This is a genomic window from Streptomyces sp. NPDC036813 (genome assembly GCF_055609245.1).
Map to the genome: position 1 here is coordinate 1 of NZ_JBVJPV010000013.1, position 22,950 is coordinate 22,950.

The following is a 22,950-nucleotide window of genomic DNA, read 5'->3' on the forward strand; positions in this document are numbered from 1 at the left end:
ATGTCGGCCGTCTCCACCACCTCGTCCAGCGTGGTGACCTGGTAGCCGTCCATCGCCGCCTGCAGCGCGCAGATCGGGTCGATCTCGGTGACGATCACCCGGGCGCCCTGGCCGCGCAGTGACTCCGCGCAGCCCTTGCCCACATCGCCGTAGCCGCAGACGACGGCGGTCTTGCCGCCGATCAGGACGTCGGTGGCGCGGTTGATGCCGTCGATGAGGGAGTGGCGGCAGCCGTACTTGTTGTCGAACTTCGACTTCGTCACCGAGTCGTTGACGTTGATCGCGGGGAACAGCAGCGTGCCCTCGCGCATCATCTCGTACAGACGGTGGACACCCGTCGTGGTCTCCTCCGTCACACCGCGGATCTCGGACGCCAGCTGGGTCCACTTCTGCGGGGTCTCGGCGACGGTGCGGGTGAGCAGCTCGAGGATGACGCGGTGCTCGTCGGACTCGGCGGTGTCGGGCGAGGGGACCTTGCCGTCCTTCTCGTACTCGACACCCTTGTGGACGAGGAGGGTGGCGTCACCGCCGTCGTCGAGGATCATGTTCGGACCGCCGGTGGGCGTGCCGGGCCAGGTCAGCGCCTGCTCCGTGCACCACCAGTACTCCTGAAGCGTCTCGCCCTTCCAGGCGAAGACCGGGACACCCTGCGGGTTCTCGGGCGTCCCGTTCGGGCCGACGGCGATGGCCGCGGCGGCATGGTCCTGCGTGGAGAAGATGTTGCAGGAGGCCCAGCGGACCTCGGCGCCGAGCGCGACCAGGGTCTCGATCAGCACGGCCGTCTGCACCGTCATGTGCAGCGAGCCGGTGATGCGGGCGCCCGCCAGGGGCTGCGCCTCGGCGTACTCCTTGCGGATCGCCATCAGGCCCGGCATCTCGTGCTCGGCGAGGGTGATCTCCTTGCGGCCGAACTCGGCCAGGGACAGGTCGGCGACCTTGAAGTCCTGTCGGTTGTCGACAGTCGTCATGCGAGCTGCTCCTCGGGATTGGGTCGAGGGTGGGTACGGCTGGTCTGCGCGGCGGGCGGACACAGGGGTGCCCGAAAGAGGACACAGGCATGCCCGCGTGCGCGCAGCGCAGTCCGTCGGAGGCCCTCTCTCCCTCGGTCGGTCCGCGGCGGACCGCCCGACCGCCATCAGCAGCGACGTCTGGCTCTCTCCCAAGCTACACGGTCGGCCCGGCCGTCCCCAGTCCGCACCGAAATGCGTCGAGAGTTCGCCGATACCGTGCCGGGTCGTTCGGGCCGGTGAGTGCCCGGGTGGGCGGGGCGTGGACGCCGGGGTGCGGGCCGCTGCGCTCTGCGCCCGTGGAAGGGCCGCGTGGGAGGGGACGCAGTGTCCGGCAAGGGTCGGGGGCTAGCGACAGGGGCCGTCGTGGTGGGTGTGGTGGGCGTTCCAGGGTTGTCACCCAGCAGGAACAGCCGGCCCTCCGGCACCCACACGTCGTAACGCATCCCGGTGAGCCAGTCGTCGGCCTTCGCGATCGCGGTGCGGTGCAGGGCGCGAGCGTTGGTGCCGCCCGCACCCCGTGGGTGATGCAGCCGTAGCGGCGTTTCAGTGCCCGGCGCTCTGCGGGGCGGGGCCGCCCGGGGTGGCCTCGGGGTCGGGGCCCTTGGCGGCCGCGGCCTCGCTGTAGATGTCGGGCTCGAGGTAGATGACGCGCGCGATGGGCACGGCTGCGCGGATGCGGGCCTCGGCGGCGTCGATGGCGGTGGCGACCTCGGCGGCGGTGTCGTCGTGCTGGACGGCGATCTTGGCGGCGATCAGCAGTTCCTCGGGGCCGAGGTGGAGCGTGCGCATGTGGATGATGCGGGTGACGGTGTCCCCGTCGACGATCGCGGCCTCGATCTTCTTGACCTCCTCGACACCGGCGGCCTCGCCGAGCAGGAGCGACTTGGTCTCGGCGGCCAGGACGAGCGCGATGAGGACGAGCAGGACGCCGATGCAGACGGTGCCGATGCCGTCCCAGACGCCGTCGCCGGTGAGCAGGGTCATGCCGACACCGAAGAGGGCAAGGACCAGACCGATCAGCGCGCCGAAGTCCTCGAGCAGGACGACGGGCAGCTCGGGCGCCTTGGCGCGGCGGATGAACTGCGCCCAGGAGAGCTTGCCGCGCAGTTCGTTGGACTCCTTGATGGCCGTGCGGAACGAGAAGCCCTCGGCGATGACCGCGAAGACGAGAACGCCCACCGGCCAGTACCAGTGCTCCAGTTCGTGCGGGTGCCGGATCTTCTCGTAACCCTCGTAGATGGCGAACATGCCGCCGACCGAGAACAGGACGATGGAGACGAGGAAGGCGTAGATGAACCGCTCGCGGCCGTAGCCGAAGGGGTGCTGCGGGGTGGCCTCACGCTGGGCGCGCTTCCCGCCGACCAGCAGCAGGAACTGGTTGCCGGAGTCGGCGACCGAGTGCACGCCCTCAGCGAGCATCGACGACGAGCCGCTGAACGCGAACGCCACGAACTTCGATGCCGCGATCGCGAGGTTGGCGCCGAGTGCCGCCACGATCGCCTTGGTGCCGCCTGACGCGCTCATGTGTCCGCGTTGTCCCTTCGCCTGCGTGTGTTCTCGCCGTCCGGGCCTTTGCCCGCCCTTTGCCGGTGGGCCATTCTTGCAGCCCCCGTGGCTCCGGCGTCCCGAGTGTCCACAGTCACGGTCGTAAGAACACACCGCAGCCGTGTCGGGAGTCGGCGGTCAGGCGATCACGGTGGCTCGGAAGAGCGTGCCCGCGCCGGACACCTCTGCCTTCTCGCCCGCCGGCACGAAGACGGACTGACCGGCGGTCAGCTCGTGCTCCCCGGCCCGGACGGCGCCCGCCGTGCACAGGAGGATCTGCGGGGTGGACCGGGTGAGGTCATGGGCCGCGCCGCCCTCCGGCAGGGCGTAGCGGGAGAGACGGAACTCGTCGATGGGGGTCTCGTAGACCTCCTCGCCGTCCGGGGCGGCCTCCGGGCGCAGGACGCCCGGGTCGCTCGCCTCGAAACGGACGACGCGCAGCAGTTCGGGGACGTCGACGTGCTTGGGGGTCAGGCCGCAGCGCAGGACGTTGTCGGAGTTGGCCATGATCTCCACGCCCAGGCCGTCGAGGTAGGCGTGCGGGATGCCGGCGCCGAGGTAGAGGGCCTCGCCGGGCTGGAGCCGGACGTGGTTGAGGAGCATCGCGGCGATGACGCCGGGGTCGCCCGGATAGTGGTGGGCGATACCGGCGTAGGGGGCGTAGTCGCCGCCGAGCCGGTCGCAGGCGGCCGCCGCCTCGGCGACGGTGTGGGCCATCTCCTCGCGGTCCGCGGTGAGGATCGCGGTCAGCACCTCGCGCAGGGCCGCTTCCTCGGGGTGGGCGTGCAGCAGGTCGACGTACGGCTTGAGGGAGTCGACACCGAGACCGGCCAGCAGGTCGGCGGTGTGGACGGGGTCACGGAAGCCGCACAGGCCGTCGAACTCGGTGAGCGCGCAGATCAGTTCGGGCTTGTGGTTGGCGTCCTTGTAGTTGCGGTGCGGGGCGTCGAGCGGGATGCCGCGGCGCTCCTCGTCGGCGTACCCCTGCCGGGCCTGCTCGAGGTCCGGGTGGACCTGGAGGGAGAGCGGCGCGCCGGCGGCGAGCAGCTTGAGCAGGAACGGCAGGCGCGGGCCGAACTTCGCCACGGCTGCGGCGCCCAGTTCCCGCTCGGGGGCACCCGCGATGACGTCGGCGAGGGTGCCGCGCGCGGTGCGCGAGGGAGCGCCCGGGTGCGCGCCCATCCACATCTCCGCCTGCGGTTCGCCGGTCGGCGCCACTCCGAGCAGCTGCGGGATGGCGGTGGTGGAGCCCCAGGCGTAGGGGCGGACGGTGTTGTCGAGGCGGTCCATGGGATCTCTCTGCGGGATGCGTGCGGGCCGAGGACGGGGCGTTCGGCGCGGGCCGGCGTGCCCGGGAAAAGATCAGGCCCTTGACGCGACGGCCAGGTAAACGGCGGCGAAATCGGTGACGGCGATCAGCTCGGCCAGCGTCTCCAGCTCGTCGCCCTCCTCCGGTTCCAGTTCGCTGATGGGGGTGTCGTGGCTGAGGGCCAGGTCGCGCGCGGCCGGGGCGGCGGTGAGGTTGCCGATCGGGCGGTCGCGCAGCAGCACCACACGCGCGTGCATCGCGGGCCGTTCCTCGACGCGGTCGCGGAAGAAGTCGTCCGGGTCGGCGCCGGCGGCCAGCGGGCCGGCGAGCAGGGCGCTGTGCGCGGCCAGCGCCTCGGGCAGTTCGGCGACGACCGCGGGGACACCGGACAGCTCCGCGAGGGCGGCGGCAAAGCGGCGGCCCGCCGGGCCTGCGGAGGTGCCCTCGGTCCAGACGAGGGGCAGGGCGTCGGCGAGTTCGGCGGCGAGGGTCTTGGCCGGGTTGCTGTACGTCGCGATGGCGGGGCCGCAGCGTTCGGCGATGTGGTCGAGGCGGTCGGCGACCTTCTCCAGGGCGTCGGGCGGCGCGGTGAGCACGCCGACGCGGTCGAGCAGGGCGAGCAGGGGGGTGAGCAGCGCCCACAGGACGCCCGGCGCGGAGGCGGCGAGCGGTTCCTCCTGGTCGTACGGGGCGGTCGCCATCGGCAGGAACATGCCGTGGACGCCCTCGACGGCCTCCGCGAGGGGGGTGCGGGCGGGGGCGACGGCGACGACCGCGCAGCCGCGCCGGTATGCCTGCTCGGCGAGCTGGGACAGGGAGGGCTCGGTGCCGTCCGGGGTGGCGATCAGCAGCAGGTCGACGGAGCCGGCCCAGCCGGGCAACTCCCAGCGCAGGGCGCCCGCGGCGGGGGCGACGCCGGTGGGGGCGAGCCGGATCACGGGGCTGCCGGGGCCGGCGAGGGTGCCGAGCAGGTCGGCGGCGTGGGTGGCGGCGGCGCCGGGGCCGGCGATGAGGACGGCGCGGGGGCGGCCGTCGGGTTTGAGGCCGTTGACGCCGGCCTCGGCGGCGTGCCGGGCGGCGGTACGGACGCGGGCGCCGGCCTCGGCGGCGCCGCGCAGCAGGGCGCGGCGGTCGGCCTCGGCCAGGGCCTCCGGCGTGTCGAGCAGCGATTCGTCGAGCATGGCGGCAGTCTCCGATCGCCGTGTCGTCGGTGCGCGGGCTTTCGCGGCGGTGTTACGCCGGGCGGCGGGCCTCGTCGACGAGCAGCACGGGGATGCCGTCGCGGACCGGGTACGCCAGGCCGCAGCCCTGACCGGTGCAGATCAGCTCGGTGTCCTGCTCCTTGAGGGGGGCGTGACAGGCCGGGCAGGCGAGGATCTCCAGGAGGCCGGCTTCGAGCGGCATGGGCTGTCCCTTCGGATACGACGGTGTGGGGTTGTGCCTGGTCAGCGTACCGCCGGGAGCGGCCTTGCGCGGGGCCTGTGGACAACCCCCTCCGTTACGGCACCGGCGCCAAGGTGATCTCCGGTTCCTCCTGGTACCGCGCAGCCAGTCGGCAGTGGCGGCCGCCCGCAGCTAGACGGACAGCGGCTCACGCCCCGCGCGCCACGGCGTTGCTACACCCCCCACCACCCCGGCCCCGACCCACAACGCGCCGCAGGCGCGACAGCAACCGACCACGCACCGCAACGGGCCGCCGCAGGCATATAAGGGGCGCGGGGCTGCATTCGACATGCGGCTCCGCCGCGTGGGCGCGAGCAACCACCCGCACACCCGCAGACGACAACGCACCAGCGCCGCAGGCACACGCACCCGCAGACGAACGACCGCCCACCCACCGGCGGGCAACGCTCACCCCCGGATGATCCCCAGCACCTCGTCCCGTACCTTCGCCATCCGTACCGCGTCCCGCGCCTCCGCGTTCAGCCGCAGCAGTGGTTCCGTGTTGGACGGGCGGACGTTGAACCACCAGTCCGCGGCGCTCACCGTGAGGCCGTCGAGCGTGTCCAGGGTGACGCCCTCGCGCCCTTCGTACGCCGCGCGGATCGCCGCCACGCGTGCCCCCTGGTCGGCGACGGTGGAGTTGATCTCCCCGGAGCCGGCGTAGCGCTCGTACTGGGCCACCAGCGCCGACAGCGGACCGTCCTGTTTCCCGAGGGCCGCGAGGACGTGCAGCGCCGCCAGCATGCCCGTGTCCGCGTTCCAGAAGTCCCGGAAGTAGTAGTGCGCGGAGTGCTCGCCGCCGAAGATCGCCCCCGTACGCGCCATCTCCGCCTTGATGAAGGAGTGGCCGACACGGGTGCGCACCGGCGTGCCACCGTGCTCGGCGACGACCTCCGGCACCGACCAGGAGGTGATCAGGTTGTGGATGATCGTGCCCTTGCCGCCGTTGCGCGCGAGCTCCCGCGACGCGACCAGCGCGGTGATCGCCGACGGGGACACCGGCTCGCCCCGCTCGTCCACGACGAAGCAGCGGTCGGCGTCGCCGTCGAAGGCGAGGCCGAGGTCGGCACCCTCCTCGCGCACCCGCGCCTGGAGGTCGACGAGGTTGGCCGGGTCCAGGGGGTTGGCCTCGTGGTTGGGGAAGGTGCCGTCCAGCTCGAAGTACATCGGCACCAGGTGCACCGGCAGGCCGTCCAGCACCGTGGGCACGGTGTGGCCGCCCATGCCGTTGCCCGCGTCGACGACGACCTTCAGGGGCCGGATGGAGGTCAGGTCGACGAGGGACTTCAGGTAGGCCGCGTAGTCCTGCAACGTCTCGCGCCCACCCAGGGTTCCCGGCGTCACGGCCGGCTCCGGGGCGCCGGAGACGCTCCACTGTTCGACCAGCGCGCGGATCTCGGCCAGCCCGGTGTCCTGGCCGACGGGCGCGGCGCCGGCCCGGCACATCTTGATGCCGTTGTACTGGGCCGGGTTGTGCGAGGCGGTGAACATCGCGCCGGGCAGGTTCAGCGCGCCGGAGGCGTAGTACAGCTGGTCCGTCGAGCACAGGCCGATCTCGGTGACGTCCACGCCGCGTGCCGCCGCGCCGCGCGCGAAGGCGCGGGACAGGCCGGGCGAGGAGGGCCGCATGTCGTGGCCGACGACGATCGCGTCGGCGCCGGTCACCTGGGCGAAGGCCATGCCGAACAGTTCGGCCAGCGACTCGTCCCACTGGTCCGGAACCACCCCGCGCACGTCGTACGCCTTCACGAGCTGCGACAGATCACCAGCCACGGCCACTTCCTCCTGAACGTCCCCGTCGGTCGCCCCAACCTACCCGCCCGTATCGGCTGCGGAAGGGGCGGACACCGAGTGGACGGCCAGCCGTAACCTCAGGTCAAGCCGTCGGTCCGGAGGCGACGGGGTGAGTGGCGTGCGGCTCAGTTGTCGGGGGAGCGCAGGACCCGCAGATGGCCGCGGCGGGCGACCTCCATGGGGTCCGCCGAGCGTGCCCCGCCGCCGGCCCCGGCCGCCCGTTCCTGGGGGCGGGCCGCCTCACGGACCGCGTTGGCGAGCGCTTCGAGGTCGTCCCCGCTGGGCCGCGCGGGAGCGGAGCCGTCCAGCAGGCGTACGACTTCCCATCCGCGCGGGGCGGTGAGGCGCTCGGAGTGCTCGGCGCACAGGTCGTAGCAGTGGGGTTCGGCGTAGGTGGCGAGCGGGCCGAGGACCGCGGTCGAGTCGGCGTAGACGTACGTCAGCGTCGCGACGGCGGGTCGGCCGCAGGCGGTGCGCGAACAGCGACGTACAGGGCTCACGATGTTGGACGGTACCGCACTCTTGAGCGGGCCGCGACGACTCTCCACCAGGTCACTCCCCCGTGTCGGGCTGTGAAACGTCCCACACAGCCTTCCAGAGGGACCTCGCTGACCTGCGCCGACGTCCCTCTTTCCGGCGTGCGACGGATCGCGATCCGGTCATTTCTCCGTACAAACACCACCAATCGGCTGGAGATCCGCGGTCATGTAGAGATACGGAAACGAGCCGAAGTTGGCTGGAATGGTCAAGCTGCGACACTCAGCGCACCGCCGACTCCCCGTGGCCGAACCGTCACCCACAGGCCGGGCGCTCGGAGGCGCCGAGGACTACGCTGCACCAGTGATGGACAACGCCGTACCGCCCCGTGCCACGGGCCCCGGGCCCCGCCGCCGTGATCGCCACGGCCGGGGGATGCGCGGGCCGATCGCGCCGCCGCAGGTGCCGCTCGCGGCGAGCCGCGCCGAGGTGTTCGCGGACCTGGTGCAGGACTCCGTGGACCGTCTGGAGCGGCACTGGCCGCAGCTCGCCGACATCGATTTCCTGGTGCTGGAGGTGCCGCGGCTGGACGGCCCCGGGCAGCCGTGGAACGACGAGGCCGTGCCGCTCGGCGGGATCATCCCGGCGCGCGACGGCCGGCGGGCGCACGTGGTGGTGTACCGGCGGCCCGTGGAGATCCGCACCAAGGGACGGGACGAGCGGGCGGCGCTGGTGCACGAGATCGTCGTGGAGCAGGTCGCCGAGCTGCTCGGGCTGACCCCGGAGACGGTGGATCCCCGCTACGGCGAGGACTGAGCCGGACGCCGTACGCGCGCCCGGCCCCCGCCCTACTTCTGCAGCACCGCCAGGTCCTCGTCCGCCTCCGGCACCGCGACCGTGCCGCGGTCGTTCGGCAGGGTCTGGACGGTGAAGGCCGGAACCCCGTCCTCCGTCGCCGCGAGCATGCGGGCGGCGTAGACCGGGCCGCCCGAGACCTGCTCGACCGTCAGCGCGTACGTCCCCTTCAGTCCGCTGGGGACGGGGATCCGCACGTCCTGCGTGGTGCCCGCCTTGATCGTGTACGTCTGGGTCGCCGCCGCGCCGCCCTCGCTGCCGGCCGACGCCGTGACCTTCACCTGGGCGTCCGCCGTCGGCGCGGTGAGGAAGAGCGTGGTGCCCTTGGCGCTGTTGTCGGCGACCGTCGCACGCGTGCCCACGGCCGCGGTCGCCGGGATGAACGCCGTTTCCTGCTGGTCGCCCTTGCCGCGGACCACCCGCAGCGCGGCCACCACCGGCACGGCGCGGTCCGTCGGCGTCAGGACGAGCGATCCGGCCTCGCCGCGGGTGACGTCACCGAGGTCGAGGACGGTGGTCATGCCGGACTTCACGTGCAGCGTCTCGTTGCCGGCCGGGGTGATCAGCCCGGACGGTGAGGCCAGGCGCACCTTCAGATCGGCGTCGGAGCCACCGGGCGTGAAGGCGACCAGGCGCACGGACACCGCGTCCTTGGGGATGCCGGGCAGCACCAGGCTCGGTGCCGGATCAGCGGCCGCGGGCAGCCAGTCGCCGCCGAGCTTCTGGTCGAGGGCCTGGACGGCGGCGCCGACCCGGCCGCTGCGGACGGTGACATGGACGGTGAGGTTGTCCTGCCGGTCGTCGGTCAGCGTGGACAGCAGGATCGGCTCGGCGCCGTGCGGCGGCACGGTGATGCCCTCCCCCACCGTCGACTTCACCGCGCCGTCCTTGCCGTACAGCTCGATGTCGGCGACGGCGGCGGAGTCGTCGGGGTTGGTCAGATGCACGTAGTCGGTGCGGTCGGCGGCGGTGCTGGCGCCAGGGAACCAGAACTCGGTGTCGGGGGCCGTGCAGTTGACGCCCTGCAGACCGCGCCCGTTGCCGGCGGCGACCTCGGTGGTCTGCTGGACGGTCCAGCCGGGCGCGAACCTGCCCTGTGCGGTGCCGATCAGCGCGGGTACCTCCGCGCCGGAGGCCTCCGAGGTGGCGGGGGTGCCCGGCTGCTTGGGCGTGAGGGCCGGCGCGCCGCTCTTGGCGGGCCGCTTCTTGCCCTTCTTGTCCTTGCCGCCCGCGCTGTCCGCCGACTGCTCGGCGGCGGCCTTGAGTTCGGCCGAGCCGGCGCCCGACACGCCCTGGGTGACGGGCGTGAAGGACGTGTACGCCGTGTCGGCGAGGTCGGACTGGCTGGGCGCCGGGCAGAGCAGCGTGGTGCGCTCCACGGGCCGCTGGGCGGCGGCCTTGGCGGTGTCCGCGCCGGAGGCGTCCGGGGAGCTGAGCGCGGCGAAGCCGGTCACGGCGGCGAGCGCGGTCGCGCCGGCGATCAGGGACAGGGTCGTGCGGTTCACTGCTGGCTCCCGTCGGGGCGCTCATGGCCGCCGTCGTGCGGTTGCGGCTGTGCCTGGCCGTACGCCGTCGCGTCGTACCCCTGGTCGTACGGCTGCTGGTAGGCCGTCGGGTCGTAGGTCCCCGAGGGGGTCCGGCCGTCGTAGCCGTAGGAGTCGTAGCCGCCGGCCTGGTACGGGTCGGCCTGGTACGCCTGGTCGTAGCCGCCGCCCGCCGGGTACTGCTGCTGGTCCGCCTGATACGGGTCGTAGCCGGAGTACCCGGTGGTCGCGGGGGCGGGCGTGTCCCACTGGTCGTAGGACTGCTGCTGCGGGATCGGCACGGGGGGCTGCTCGGCCGGAGCGGGCACGGGCTGCTCCTCCCCGGCTGCGGCCTCGGCCTCGGCCTGGGCGCGCAGGCGGCGGGCGCGGCGGCCCTCGCCGGCGACCGGCTGGGCCGGGACCACGGGCTCCTCGGGCAGGTCGTCGTCGACGTCCCGGCGCCGCCCGGGCAGGGCGAGGACGACGAGAACGACGGCGAGGGCGCCCTGCGCCCACAGCCAGGAGGTGTGGCCGAACGGATCGTCGTAGACGACGTCGAGCTTTCCGCCGGAGGCCGGCAGTTCGAAGCCCTGCGCCCAGCCGTCGACGGTGGTGGCCTTGAGCGACTTGCCGTCCAGGGTGGCGCTCCAGCCGTCGGCGGCGGCGTCGGCCAGGCGCAGCACGCGCGTGCCCTGACCGGCGGGGAGCGTGGTGTGGATCTCCACCGGGCCGGCCGCGACGGCCTGCGGGGTGCCGGTGCCGGACGCGGGGACGACGGCGGCGCGGGAGACCTCGCGGTCCACCCGCCACAGGCCGCTGCCGTTCTGCTCGCTGAGCCGGCTCAGGCCGGGGGTGGCGTCCAGGACGCGGGTGACCTCGCGGGGGGCGCCCTTGTGGACGAGGACGTAGCGCACGGCGAACGCGCCGAGCTGGTCGGCCTGGTCGGCACCGGAGCCGGCGACGAGGTTGGCGACGGTCTTGTCGAGCCGGTCGTTCTCGCCGTCGGCGGCGGCCAGTTCGGCGTCGCCGAGGCGGGCGCCGGAGCCGCGGACCAGCATGTAGCTCACATGGGCGGCGGAGTCGCTGTCCAGGACGAGGGTGCGGGCCTGGTCGCGGGTGCTGCTCTCCTCGGCGACGAAGGCGGGCACCTGTACCGGGTCGCGGCGCTCCAGCGGTCCGTCGGCGCCGCCGATCATCCAGCCGGCGGCGACGAGCAGGGGGCCCGCGGCGGAGGCGAAGGCGATCAGCGCGGCGACCGGCTGGCGCCAGCCGAAGCTCTGCTCGGCCACGCGCGTGCGGGCTCCGTCGGCGCCGAGGACGGCGGCGGCGAGCAGGGCGAGGCCGTAGACGAGGGTGGCGGGGCCGGCCCAGGTGGAGCTGTTGGACAGGACGGCGAAGACGAGAGCCACGAGGGCGACGGCCCAGGCGGTCCAGATGCCCCGCTGACGCTCGGAGCGCATCAGGGCGGCGAGTGCTGCCAGCACGATGCCGATGAGCATCAGCCCGTCGACGGTGCCGGGGCCGCCCGGGCTCGCGCCGAGCAGGTCGAGCGCGGAGGCGGAGGAGGGGCCGTAGTCGAGGCCCGCCTCGGTGAAGAAGCCGAACGGCAGCAGGGACAGCGACCAGGGCGCGAGGACGAGCAGCGGGGTGGCCAGCTGGGCCAGGAAGCGCAGGCCGTGGGCGGGCAGGTCGGCGCGGCGCAGTGCCAGGACCGCGATGCCGAGGAGCAGCGCGAGGGGCCACACGATCGGCGTGAACGCCGTGGTGAGGGTCAGCAGCAGGGCGTAGGCCCAGGTGGCCCGCCAACTGCCGCGTCCCCCGGAGGGGTTCGCGAGGCCGCTCGCGGCGATGCCCGCGCGGGCGATGAGCGGCAGCAGGACGGCGAGGACGGCGGTGCCGATGCGGCCGCCGGCGAGGGCGCCGGTGGCGGCGGGCAGGAAGGCGTACGCGATGGCCGCCCAGGCGCGCAGCAGCCGGGACTCGACGAGCGGGCGGGAGGCGAAGTACGCGGTGAAGCCGGCCAGCGGGACGGAGCAGACCAGCAGGACGGTGACGGCGAGCCCGGTCGAGCCGAACAGCAACGACGCCAGCAGCGCGACGATCGCCAGGTAGGGCGGCGCGGAGGGGTCGCCGCCGGCCCCGACCGGATGCCAGGCGTCGAGGTAGCGGGACCACAGCTCGGAGGCGTCGGCCGGGGCGGGCAGCAGCGCGCCGCCTGCGAGGGCGCCGCCGCCGAGGAGGTTGCGGCAGGCGACCAGGGAGACGGCCAGCAGCACCAGGAAGAGCACCGGGCCCGGCTTGCGGGCGATGCGCTTCAGGCGCGCGAACTGCTCGATCTCCAGGAATTCGGCGTCGTCGCCGCCGGGCCCCGACTCCACGGCGCCGCCGTGCCGGCCGGCCGAGGAGGTCTCCGCGTCGGTGCCGCCGAAGAGGTTGCCCGCGACCTGTTCGAAGGTGGCTCGCACGGTCGCTCCGGGCGGCGGGAACAGCGGCCGCAGTTCGCCCTTGTCGACCGCGGGCCGTCCGCGCCGGCGCCGGCCGGCGATGATCCGCTCGGGCCGCAGCAGGGTGCCGAGCAGGCCGCGGATCTCGTCGACGGCCTGTCCGGGGACCTTGCCGACGAGGTAGGCGACGGTGCGCAGCAGGGTGCCGAGGACGACGCGCAGCACGATCCAGGGCAGTACGGCGGTGCGGGCGTTGACGAGGAGGGTGTAGACCGCGCCGGCCTTGTCGACCTTGTGCGGGGAGGCGGTGGTGCGGCCGGCGCAGTCGACGGCGCGGCGCTCGCGGGAGGCGGCCTCGGCGTGCCGTACGACGGCATCGGGGGCGATCAGGACGCGGTGGCCGGCGGCGTGCGCGCGCCAGCACAGGTCGACGTCGTCCCGCATGAGGGGCAGGCGGCGGTCGAAGCCGCCGAGCTGTTCGAAGACGTCGCGGCGGACGAGCATGCCGGCGCTGGACACGGACAGCACGTCACGGACGTGGTCGTGCTGTCCCTGGTCCTGTTCGCGGCGGTCCAGGCCGGTCCAGCGGCGCCCGGAGTTGGCGATGGAGACGCCGACCTCGAGCAGTTGCCGGCGGTCGTACCAGCCGCGCAGCTTGGGGCCGACGACGGCCACGTCGTCGCGGCCGAGCTCCAGTTCGCGGTCGACGACGCGCAGCAGCTCGGCGAGCGCGTCGGGTTCGGGGGCGCAGTCGTCGTGCAGCAGCCACAGCCACTGGACGGGTTCACCGTGCGGCAGTTCGGGCAGGTCGTAGGCGTCGTCGCGCCACGTGCGCGTGACGGGGTCCCAGCCGCTGGGCCGCTTCAGATAGGGCAGTTCCTCGGGGGTGAGGTGGGGGGCGGTGCGGGTGGCCTCCTCGACGGCCTGTCCGAAACCGGTGCGGCGGGCGAGGTGGAGCACGCGGTCGGCGCCGAGGGCGGCCGTGACCAGCTGTGCGGAGTCGTCGGCGCTGCCGGTGTCGGCGGCGACGGCGTACTGCACGGGACGCTCCTGGCCGAGCAGCCCGGCGAGCGCGTCGGGCAGCCAGCGGGCGCCGTCGTGGGAGACGAGGACCGCGGTCACCACGTGACGCGGGAACTCAGGTGTCGCGGCCCCGTCTTGCTGGGCTGCGGTGTGGCTGTGCACGGTCATCGAGGTACGGGCCCCGGTTCGGTGGACTGCGGTGGACGCCTGTGCCGCCTGCGGGCGGTGGGGCGTCTCGGACGAGCGACCACACTATCGGCTGGGCATGACCGCGGCCCGCCGCCTGTGGACAACCCACCCGCGACGGGCCGTTCGAGTCGTTTGTGCGGAACAGTCCGCGGTTGTTCGGTCAGAAGCCGGTCGTACGGCGGTCAGACGGCGGCCTTCTTCAGCCGCCGGCGCTCCCGCTCGGACAGGCCGCCCCAGATGCCGAACCGTTCGTCGTTGGCGAGGGCGTACTCCAGGCACTCGGAGCGGACTTCGCACGCGAGGCAGACCTTCTTGGCCTCTCTCGTGGAGCCGCCCTTCTCGGGGAAGAAGGACTCGGGGTCGGTCTGGGCGCACAGCGCGCGCTCCTGCCAGCCGAGTTCCTCGCCCGCGTCGTCGACCAGCAGTTGCTGCACCGTCTCGGTCATGTGCGCCCCTCGTCTGTCTTTCCGCGTCCCCGTGATGTAGCCGTTACCGATTTCGGCTGAACGACACGAGTGAAATTACAAGTGTGCTGCTCCGGGCGAGTCAAGCCGAGATCTGCTATTGGGCCCCTTATTCACTCTGCGGAACCAAGGCGGTGCGGAAAGTGTTCAAATCGCCATAAACCTTGACACACAGACGGGGTCCGGAAGGCCGCCTTCCGCCTCGAGGACCCCTCGCAGGGCCTGTACGGAGAAAGACGCCCGTGCGTTCGATCCCGTTCCTGTGCACACGGCGAAGCGAACAAGATCACATTCGGATCACGAGATCGCAACGCAGCTTGCGCACCCGGATGTGCCGCATGTGTCCCGGTGAACGGGTGAGCAAACCTTTCGCCTCGCACATGCACCGGATGAGGTGAAGCTTGTCCCACATACCGGTCGTCGAGTTGACAGTGAAGGTGTGAACCGCTGTCCTTGTGGGCATGCTCGCGAACTTGGCATCCGTGACGACCCGCATCGCCGGGTCCCTCGGTGCTGCGTGCGTTCGCTGTAGCTGTTGCTGTCCCAGCTGTTGAGCCGACCGTAGCTCCAGCCGCCCGCCGGGACACCGTCCCGGGGCCGCCGTTTGCTCCCCCGCCCTCTCCCACGGGGCACCCGTTCCCGCACTCTCCGCCAAGGGACCCCCCACCGCATGAACAGCGACAGCGACCTCCAGATCGCCGGTGACCTCCTCGAGGTCCCGCACCTGCTGCAGCCCCCGCGTGAGCACCCCGCCACCGTCGCCGACTTCGTCGGCCTCGCGCGCAGCATCGCGGCCGACCGCGCCCAGTGGGAGCACCTGGTGCAGTACGACGCGACGAGCCGCTGGTACCACCGGCTGCGCACCGGACCCGGCTACGAGGTGTGGCTGCTGTCCTGGGTGCCCGGTCAGGGCAGCGGACAGCACGACCACGGCCCCTCCTCCGGTGTGCTCACCGTGCTGGACGGCACCCTGACCGAGCGCACCGACCGCGGCACGCGCGCGTTGACCGTCGGCGCCCAGCGGGTGTTCGCCCCGGGATATGTGCACGAGGTCGTCAACGACACCCTCGAGCCGGCCGTCAGCCTCCACGTGTACTTCCCGGGACTGACCGAGATGCCGATGCACACCGCTCCGCACTGCGAGGCCCGGCAGCAGCCGCGTTCCCTGACCGTCTGACGCGTTGTCGTACCCGCCTGCCAGACTTGGCCCATGCGCATTGTGGTTCTGGCAGGCGGCATCGGCGGTGCCCGTTTCCTGCGCGGTCTGAAGCAGGCCGCGCCGGACGCGGACATCACGGTCATCGGCAACACCGGCGACGACATCCACCTCTTCGGGCTGAAGGTCTGCCCGGACCTCGACACGGTGATGTACACGCTCGGCGGCGGCATCAACGAGGAGCAGGGCTGGGGAAGAGCCGACGAGACGTTCCACCTCAAGGAGGAGCTCGCCGCCTACGGTGTCGGGCCGGAGTGGTTCGGGCTGGGCGACCGGGACTTCGCCACGCACATCGTGCGGACGCAGATGATCGGCGCCGGCTATCCGCTCAGCGCGGTCACCGAGGCGCTGTGCGACCGCTGGCAGCCGGGCGTGAAGCTGATCCCGATGACCGACGACCGGGTCGAGACCCACGTGGCCGTCGAGATCGAGGGCGAGCGCAAGGCCGTCCACTTCCAGGAGTACTGGGTGAAGCTGCGCGCCTCGGTCCCGGCCCAGGCCGTCGTACCGGTCGGCGCCGAGCAGGCCAAGCCGGCGCCGGGCGTCCTGGAGGCCATCGCCGCGGCGGACGTGATCCTCTTCCCGCCGTCCAACCCCGTCGTCTCCGTCGGCACCGTCCTCGCCGTGCCCGGCATCCGCGAGGCCATCGCGGAGGCGGGCGTTCCGGTGGTGGGCCTGTCCCCCATCGTCGGGGACGCGCCCGTGCGCGGGATGGCGGACAAGGTGCTCGCGGCGGTCGGCGTCGAGTCCACCGCCGCGGCGGTCGCCGAGCACTACGGCTCCGGGCTGCTCGACGGCTGGCTCGTCGACACCGTGGACGCGGGCGCGGTCGAGCGGGTCGAGGCGGCAGGCATCCGCTGCCGGGCCGTACCGCTGATGATGACGGACGTCGACGCGACCGCGCAGATGGCCCGCGAGGCCCTCGCCCTGGCCGAGGAGGTGCGGGGGCAGTGAGCACGCCGCCCGCCGAGGGCTACCGGGTGTGGGCGCTGCCCGGCCTCCCCGAGGTCCGGCCCGGTGACGACCTCGCCAAGCTGATCGCCGCCGCCGAGCCGGGCCTGGCCGACGGGGACGTCGTCATCGTCACCTCCAAGATCGTCTCCAAGGCGGAGGGTCGGATCGTCGAGGCCGCCGACCGGGAGAGCGCGATCGACGCGGAGACGGTCCGGGTGGTCGCCCGGCGCGGCACCCTGCGGATCGTGGAGAACCGGCATGGCCTGGTCATGGCGGCGGCCGGGGTCGACGCCTCCAACACCCCCGCGGGTACGGTGCTGCTGCTGCCCGAGGACCCCGACGCCTCGGCGCGGGCGATCCGCTCCGGCCTGCGCGACCTGCTCGGCGTCACCGTCGGCGTCGTCGTCACCGACACCTTCGGGCGGCCCTGGCGCGCGGGGCTCACGGACGTCGCGATCGGCGCAGCCGGGGTGCGCGTGCTGGACGACCTGCGCGGCGGCAAGGACGCGCACGGCAATCCGCTCAGCGCGACCGTGGTGGCGACCGCGGACGAGCTGGCCGCCGCCGGCGACCTGGTCAAGGGCAAGGCCGCCGGACGGCCGGTGGCCGTCGTCCGCGGACTGCCCCAGGTGGTGGCGGACGACGACACGGACGGGGCCCGGGCCCTGGTGCGCGGCGCGCGCGACGACATGTTCCGCCTCGGCACCTCCGAGGCGATCCGGCAGGCGGTCACCCAGCGCCGTACGGTGCGGGCGTTCACGGACGAACCGGTCGATCCCGGCGCGGTCCGCAGAGCGGTCGCGGCCGCGGTGACGGCTCCGGCGCCGCACCACACGACGCCCTGGCGCTTCGTGCTGCTGGAGTCGCAGGAGTCCCGCACCCGCCTGCTGGACGCGATGCGGGACGCCTGGATCGCCGACCTGCGCCGGGACGGCAAGAGCGAGGAGTCCATCGCCAAGCGCGTGCGCCGCGGTGACGTCCTTCGCAACGCCCCCTACCTGGTCGTCCCCTGCCTGGTGATGGACGGCTCCCACACCTACGGCGACGAACGCCGGGACGCGGCCGAGCGGGAGATGTTCGTCGTCGCGGCCGGCGCCGGTGTGCAGAACTTCCTCGTCGCGCTGGCCGGGGAGCGGCTCGGATCGGCGTGGGTGTCCTCGACGATGTTCTGCCGGGACGTCGTCCGGGAGGTGCTGGGCCTGCCCGCGGACTGGGATCCGATGGGCGCGGTGGCCGTCGGTCACCCGGACGGGGAGCCGCGGCCTCGGCCGGAGCGGGACGCGGGGGGCTTCATCGAGGTGCGCTGACCGTACCCTCGTAACGACTCTTCCTCCCTCCTCACCCCGGGACCTCATTCGTGGCTGGACGGTTCGCTCCCCGGCCGACGCGTACGACCATGCGCGGCGGCGAGGTCGTCGTACCCCTGGGAGCGGTGCCGCGGCCGGCGCCGGCGCCCGGGCGGGTGCGGACCTGGACGCCGGACGGGCCGCTCGACCTCGGCCTCGTCCTCGGCCCGCTGCGGCGGGGCCCCGGCGACCCGACGTTCCGGGCCATGCCCGACGGGTCGGTGTGGCGGGCCAGCCGGACGCCGGCCGGGCCGGGGACGCTGCGGGTGACGACGCGTGCCGGGACCGTCCGCGGGGACGCGTGGGGGCCCGGGGCCGAGTGGCTGCTGGAGCAGCTGCCGCGGATGTGCGGCGCCGAGGACGATCCGTCGGCCTTCGCGCCGCGCCACAAGATCGTGGCGCTGACCCGGCACCGGCGGCCCGGGCTGCGGCTCGGGCGTACCGGGCTGGTGCTGGAGTCGTTGATTCCGTCGGTGCTGGAGCAGAAGGTCACGACGGTCGAGGCGTACCGGGCGTGGCGGCTGCTGGTACGGCGCTTCGGTGAACCGGCGCCGGGACCGGCCCCCGGCCGGATGTACGTGATGCCCTCCGCGCGGGACTGGGCGCTGATCCCGTCCTGGGAGTGGCACCGCGCCGGCGTCGACGACAAGAGGGCGTCGACGATCCTGCGGGCCGTGCGGGTCGCCGCGCGCCTGGAGGAGGCGACGCGGATGCCTCCGGCGGCGGCGCAGGCCCGGCTGGAAGTGGTGCCGGGGATCGGCCCGTGGACGTCGGCGGAGACCGTGCAGCGCAGTCATGGCGCGGCGGACGCGGTGACCGTGGGGGATCTGCATCTGCCGGGGATCGTGGGGTGGGCGCTGGCGGGGGACCGCCACGCCGACGACACGGAGATGCTGCGCCTGCTGGAGCCGTACGCCGGGCAGCGGCATCGGGCGGCGCGGCTGATCCTGCTGAGCGGCAGGGTGCCGGCGCGGCGCGCGCCGCGGTTCCCTGTCGGGGACATTCGGGGGTTGTAGCAGGGGGTACGTCGGCGGGGGCGGCGTCCGCTGTCTCGTTGCCCGGCGTCGGAGCTGGGCGGGGGTGGGACGCGCGGCCCGGCGCTGATGGGGCGCCTCCCCCCACCCGCAACTACGCGCGACGGGACTGCGGCCGGCTCAGGGGCGCGGGGAACTGCGCGACCAGCCGTCCACCCACCCGCAGACGACATCGGGCCCGGCGCCGCGGGCAGCCCGCCTCAGGCGCCCCGGCCCGGACTACTGGTCCGAGGAGAAGCGGAGCGCTCCCGGTGGGATGTGGGCGTCGCACCACACCCGTACGCCCTCGCGGAGTTCGTTGTCGGGGCCGACGGTCGCGCCGTCGCCGATCACCGTGCCCGTCAGCACCGTACGCGAGCCCACGCGGGCCCTCGCGCCGACGAGGGAGTCGGTGATGACCGCGCCCGGTTCGACGACGGCGCCCGGCAGGATCGTGCTGCCGAAGATGCGGGCGCCCTCCGCGATGAAGGCGCCCTCGCCGATCACCGTGCCGCCGGTGAGCTTGGCGTCGGGCGCGACGGTGGCCGTCGGGAGGATGAGACGGTCGCCGCAGCGGCCCGGGACAGCCGGGGACGGCGCCCGGCCCAGCACCAGGTCCGCCGAGCCGCGCACGAACGCGGCCGGGGTGCCGAGGTCGAGCCAGTACGTGGAGTCGACCATGCCCTGGAGGTGGGCGCCGGCCGCCAGCAGGCCGGGGAACGTCTCGCGTTCCACCGACACCGGCCGGCCCGCCGGGATCGTGTCGATGACCGAGCGGCGGAACACGTACGCACCGGCGTTGATCTGGTCGGTGACGATCTCCTCCGGCGTCTGCGGCTTCTCCAGGAAGGCCAGGACCCGGCCGGTCTCGTCCGTCGGGACGAGACCGTAGGCGCGCGGGTCCGTGACCTTCGTCAGGTGCAACGAGACATCCGCGCCCGTCGTCTCGTGGGTGCGGACCAGGGCCCGGATGTCCAGACCGGTCAGGATGTCGCCGTTGAAGATCAGGACGGGATCGTCGGGGCCGGAGTGGAGCCGCGCGGCCACGTTGCGGATCGCGCCGCCCGTGCCGAGGGGCTCCTCCTCCGTGACGTACTCCAGGTGCAGTCCGAGCGACGAGCCGTCGCCGAAGTACGGCTCGAACACCTCGGCCAGATACGACGTGGCGAGGACGATGTGCTCCACGCCCGCCGCTCTCGCGCGCGCCAGCTGATGCGTGAGGAACGGCACGCCCGCCGCCGGCACCATGGGTTTGGGCGTGTTGACCGTGAGCGGGCGCAGCCGGGTTCCCTTGCCGCCGACCAGAAGGATCGCTTCTGTCACCTGTCGTCTCTGCTTCCTGCCGGGACCGGCCGAACTGTCTTTCGACCGGCCAGTGTATGTCCCGGCCTCAGCGCCCCTGGTAGCCCGCCGCCTTGGAACGGGCCGTGCCGAGCTTGCCGTAGAGCTGTTTGCCCGGGCAGTCGGTGGCGAAGCCGTCGCGGTGACCGGAGATCACGTTCAGTCGTACGTTCTTGCCTTTGGCGTAGAGGTTGCCACCGCCGGACTTCAGGTATGTCTTGGCGGTCGGATTCATCCCGTACAGACCGAGCTTCCAGGCCGCCAGCCGGGCGATGGAGGTGACCGCGGCGGTCGAGGGCTTGCTGGAGCTGAAGGTGCCGATGACGGCGACGCCCATGCTGTTGGAGTTGAACCCGAGGGTGTGGGCGCCGAGGACCGGCTTGGCCACGCCGCCGGCCCGGCCCTCGTAGATGTTCCCGCACTTGTCGACGAGGAAGTTGTAGCCGATGTCCCGCCAGCCCATGCTCTTGACGTGGTAGCGGTAGATACCGCGGATGACCGACGGGGCCTGGGCGCAGGTGTAGTTGTTGCCGGTGGCCGTGTGGTGCACGAAGGCCGCCTTGACCGACTTCGTGTACACGAAGCCCTTCTCGCGCAGCTTCTCGTCCGCGCCCCAGCCGGCCCGGGTGACGATACGCGGGCGCGGTCCGATGTACGGCTTCGCGCGCTCCTGCTGGCTCATCTCGGCGCCGCGCAGGGTGGTCAGCTCCTGCTCGGTGCCGGCGCGGTCGAGGGCCGGGATCTCGGCGGCACCCGGCGCCACACCGGTCAGGCCGACATTGGCGTCGGCGACCTCCCGAACCTGGGTGCTGTCCTCGCTCTCCTCCTCGGGCTCGTCGACGGCGCCGGGACGCGGGGCGGTGACCGGGGCGTGCCGGTGCGGGGCGGTGTCACGGCCGGGGTCGACCAGTTCCAGACGCATTCCGGTGGGCAGCGGGGAGGAAGTGACGGTGACGTTCCTGACGCCGCGTCCGGTCTCCTCGACATGGCTGCTGGAGACGGTCTCGGCCCGTACGCGGACCTCGACGCCGTCGGAGTCGCCCACCCACAGCGGGGCGGTGGCGCCATGGACATGGCCGGAGGTGCGTTCGGTGGTGCCGGGGTCGGCGCCGTGGTCGGCGTTGTGCGTGTCGAGGTCCTGCCAGTCGGACCAGGTGTGAGTGCCGGAGGCGCGGGTGCGCACCTGCACACGGCCGTTCAGTACGGCGTCCGGGTCGTCCCAGACGACCCCGACGAGGGAGAAGTGCCCGGTGTCTCGGCGGGGCACGCCCTGGAGGGGGGAGCCGGGGGCTCGGTCGCTGCCGAGCGGGACGAGGGGCAGCGACGCGGTGCTGCCGGGGACCCCGGCGGCCGCGGGGGCACCGGCCGGTGCCGGGGCCGCCGCGGCGGACGGGGTCAGCGGCAGGGCGAGTGCGGCTGCGCAAGTGACGCCGATCGAAGAAGCAAGCAATCCACGCATGCCAATGATCCTGGACATAGTCAGACATATCTGTCCATCGGGGAATTGACGGGCCGTCGGCTGCCGTTGCGCCAAACCGGTGGCGTACGGCACGCCTCGGGACCGGGGCGGCGGTGGGTGCGCGGGAGTCGGCGCGCGTACGCTGATGCGAGTGAACGCCACCGATCGCACCCCTGCCGACCTGCTGAGTTCCGCGCTCGCCGCGGATGCCGCGCGCCCGCTGGTGACCTTCTACGACGACGCCACGGGTGAACGTGTCGAATTGTCCGTGGCCACCTTCGCCAATTGGGTGGCCAAGACCGCGAACCTCCTCCAGGACGGGTGGTCCGCCGAGCCCGGAGACCGGGTCGCCCTCCTCCTGCCCGCCCACTGGCAGACCGCGGTCTGGCTGCTGGCGTGCGCCTCGGTCGGAGTCGTCGCGGACGTCGACGGCGACCCGGCGCGGGCGGAATTCGTCGTGGCGGGGCCGGGGGAGTTCGAGCGGGGACTGGCGTGCCGCGGTGAGCGTTACGCCCTGTCCCTCGCCCCCCTGGGCCGGCGCTTCGTCCCGGCCCCTCCGGACGGATACGCCGACTACGCCGTCGACGTGCCGACCTTCGCCGACCGCTTCGTGCCGTACGCGCCGGTGGACCCGGAGGAGCCGGCGCTGATCGTGGCCGGGGCCGAGCTGACGGGCGCGGAGATCGTGGAGCGGGCGGTCGGCGACGCGGCGGGGCTGGGACTGACGGGACCGGGGTCCCGGCTGCTGTCCGGGCTGCCGTACGACACGTGGGAGGGCCTGAGCGCGGGCCTGTACGCACCGCTGGCCAGCGGCGGCTCGGTCGTGCTGTGCCGGAACCTTTCCCTGTTGGGGGAGGAAGCGCTGGCGAAGCGGATCGACGCAGAACGGGTGTCTTGCACGGCACGCTGACACGACGCCGACCGTCGGCTACGGCTGGCCGCGGGCGGGCTGCGCGCCCGGCGTTTCCCTGCGCCGGCCGGTGACCGTCGGCTGCGGCCGGGCCGAGAGTGGACTGCGCGCCCGGCGTTTCCCGGTGCCCGGAGTCGGTGCCGACCGGTGGTGGGGACACTCGCCGGCGCTGACTGGGGGCCTCTCCCGAACTCATCGAACAGAGTGACCCAGCGCCCACCCGTGCCGCCCTGGGGTCCCCCTGCTCGAAGAGCTTGGGGGAGGCACGACAGCCCGCAGCCAGGGCGACACGGCGACCGCCCGGCCGCAGCTACGCGGGACGACGACCCGCTGCCGCGCGCGCCACGGCCTTGCGGCGGCACCCGCCGCCCGCGGCCCGTAGTTACGGCGACATGGCGACCGCCCGCCCGCAGCTACGCGGGACGACGACCCGCGGCCGCACGCGTCAGGGCGTTGCCGCGCGCCACGACCGGGGCCGTGCACGCCAGGGCGTTGCCGCGCGCCACGGCGTCGGTGCACCCGCGTGCGGCGGGGAGGGGCCGGGGTGGGGGGTGTCCGCCCGCCCGCAGCGGCCGGCACCGGCACAGGGCGCCGTGCCAGGGAACGGGCGGCCGGACCGAGACGGACACCCCCCA

Annotated in this window: 18 protein-coding genes; 6 read left to right on the top strand and 12 right to left on the bottom strand. The window is 73.3% G+C overall.

Translation table 11 applies throughout. The annotated features are described in order from the left end of the window. From ACZ67Q_RS25490 to ACZ67Q_RS25520, 7 genes are all read right to left on the bottom strand, one after another. The coding region (locus ACZ67Q_RS25490) for an adenosylhomocysteinase (RefSeq protein WP_471186172.1) at positions 1-968 on the bottom strand (968 nt) is incomplete at its 3' end. 585 nt (positions 969-1,553) lie between these two features. After that, positions 1,554-2,534, bottom strand: coding sequence for a cation diffusion facilitator family transporter (locus ACZ67Q_RS25495; protein ID WP_471186175.1), 981 nt, complete (start codon positions 2,532-2,534; stop codon positions 1,554-1,556). Positions 2,535-2,693: 159 nt separating this feature from the next. Next, complete coding sequence (manA, locus tag ACZ67Q_RS25500; RefSeq protein ID WP_471186178.1) at positions 2,694-3,845, bottom strand: mannose-6-phosphate isomerase, class I; 1,152 nt, start codon at positions 3,843-3,845, stop codon at positions 2,694-2,696. Positions 3,846-3,917: 72 nt separating this feature from the next. Further along, on the bottom strand, positions 3,918-5,045 hold the full coding sequence (locus tag ACZ67Q_RS25505) for an SIS domain-containing protein (RefSeq protein ID WP_471186182.1): 1,128 nt from the start codon (positions 5,043-5,045) through the stop codon (positions 3,918-3,920). A 52-nt stretch (positions 5,046-5,097) separates the two neighbouring features. Continuing rightward, positions 5,098-5,268, bottom strand: a complete 171-nt coding sequence (locus tag ACZ67Q_RS25510) for a Trm112 family protein (protein ID WP_390739761.1) — start codon at positions 5,266-5,268, stop codon at positions 5,098-5,100. 447 nt (positions 5,269-5,715) lie between these two features. Further along, entirely contained in the window at positions 5,716-7,080 is a 1,365-nt protein-coding gene (locus tag ACZ67Q_RS25515; RefSeq protein WP_471186185.1) for a phosphomannomutase/phosphoglucomutase, read from the bottom strand. 146 nt (positions 7,081-7,226) lie between these two features. Continuing rightward, the gene (locus tag ACZ67Q_RS25520) at positions 7,227-7,649 is read right to left on the bottom strand and encodes a DUF3499 domain-containing protein (protein WP_363263239.1); all 423 of its coding nucleotides are present in this window, start codon (positions 7,647-7,649) and stop codon (positions 7,227-7,229) included. A 295-nt stretch (positions 7,650-7,944) separates the two neighbouring features. Between ACZ67Q_RS25520 and ACZ67Q_RS25525 the strand changes: the two genes are divergently transcribed. Next, on the top strand, positions 7,945-8,394 hold the full coding sequence (locus ACZ67Q_RS25525; RefSeq protein WP_471186792.1) for a metallopeptidase family protein: 450 nt from the start codon (positions 7,945-7,947) through the stop codon (positions 8,392-8,394). Positions 8,395-8,426: 32 nt separating this feature from the next. Here ACZ67Q_RS25525 and ACZ67Q_RS25530 read toward each other — a convergent pair whose 3' ends face one another. The 3 genes from ACZ67Q_RS25530 to ACZ67Q_RS25540 form a co-directional block, all read right to left on the bottom strand. Further along, positions 8,427-9,938, bottom strand: a complete 1,512-nt coding sequence (locus tag ACZ67Q_RS25530) for a DUF5719 family protein (protein WP_471186187.1) — start codon at positions 9,936-9,938, stop codon at positions 8,427-8,429. Then, positions 9,935-13,591, bottom strand: coding sequence for a glycosyltransferase (locus ACZ67Q_RS25535; RefSeq protein WP_471186190.1), 3,657 nt, complete (start codon positions 13,589-13,591; stop codon positions 9,935-9,937). The genes ACZ67Q_RS25530 and ACZ67Q_RS25535 overlap by 4 nt, the downstream gene beginning before the upstream one ends. Before the next feature lie 203 nt (positions 13,592-13,794). After that, complete coding sequence (locus tag ACZ67Q_RS25540; protein ID WP_361639037.1) at positions 13,795-14,058, bottom strand: WhiB family transcriptional regulator; 264 nt, start codon at positions 14,056-14,058, stop codon at positions 13,795-13,797. A 688-nt stretch (positions 14,059-14,746) separates the two neighbouring features. On the opposite strand from ACZ67Q_RS25540, the gene ACZ67Q_RS25545 reads away from it, so the two are divergent. The 4 genes from ACZ67Q_RS25545 to ACZ67Q_RS25560 are packed head-to-tail and all read left to right on the top strand — an operon-like array spanning position 14,747 to position 18,608. Further along, positions 14,747-15,253: a cysteine dioxygenase gene (locus tag ACZ67Q_RS25545; RefSeq protein ID WP_471186193.1), complete on the top strand. Its 507-nt coding sequence runs from the start codon at positions 14,747-14,749 to the stop codon at positions 15,251-15,253. A 33-nt stretch (positions 15,254-15,286) separates the two neighbouring features. Beyond that, complete coding sequence (gene cofD / locus ACZ67Q_RS25550) at positions 15,287-16,246, top strand: 2-phospho-L-lactate transferase (protein WP_471186195.1); 960 nt, start codon at positions 15,287-15,289, stop codon at positions 16,244-16,246. Next, positions 16,243-17,553 (top strand): coenzyme F420-0:L-glutamate ligase, encoded by a 1,311-nt coding sequence (locus ACZ67Q_RS25555; protein ID WP_471186197.1) that lies wholly within the window; start codon positions 16,243-16,245, stop codon positions 17,551-17,553. The genes cofD and ACZ67Q_RS25555 overlap by 4 nt, the downstream gene beginning before the upstream one ends. Positions 17,554-17,603: 50 nt before the next feature. Next, on the top strand, positions 17,604-18,608 hold the full coding sequence (locus ACZ67Q_RS25560; RefSeq protein WP_471186199.1) for a DNA-3-methyladenine glycosylase family protein: 1,005 nt from the start codon (positions 17,604-17,606) through the stop codon (positions 18,606-18,608). Between the two features lie 237 nt (positions 18,609-18,845). Here ACZ67Q_RS25560 and manB read toward each other — a convergent pair whose 3' ends face one another. Continuing rightward, positions 18,846-19,928 carry a mannose-1-phosphate guanylyltransferase gene (gene manB / locus ACZ67Q_RS25565; protein WP_471186202.1) on the bottom strand — a complete coding sequence of 361 codons (1,083 nt, stop codon included), beginning with the start codon at positions 19,926-19,928 and terminating at the stop codon, positions 18,846-18,848. A gap of 67 nt (positions 19,929-19,995) precedes the next feature. Further along, positions 19,996-21,405 (bottom strand): peptidoglycan recognition protein family protein, encoded by a 1,410-nt coding sequence (locus tag ACZ67Q_RS25570; RefSeq protein WP_471186204.1) that lies wholly within the window; start codon positions 21,403-21,405, stop codon positions 19,996-19,998. A 151-nt stretch (positions 21,406-21,556) separates the two neighbouring features. Here ACZ67Q_RS25570 and ACZ67Q_RS25575 point away from each other — a divergent pair, with 151 nt between their 5' ends. Further along, on the top strand, positions 21,557-22,315 hold the full coding sequence (locus ACZ67Q_RS25575) for a TIGR03089 family protein (protein ID WP_471186207.1): 759 nt from the start codon (positions 21,557-21,559) through the stop codon (positions 22,313-22,315). Positions 22,316-22,950 lie beyond the last annotated feature (635 nt).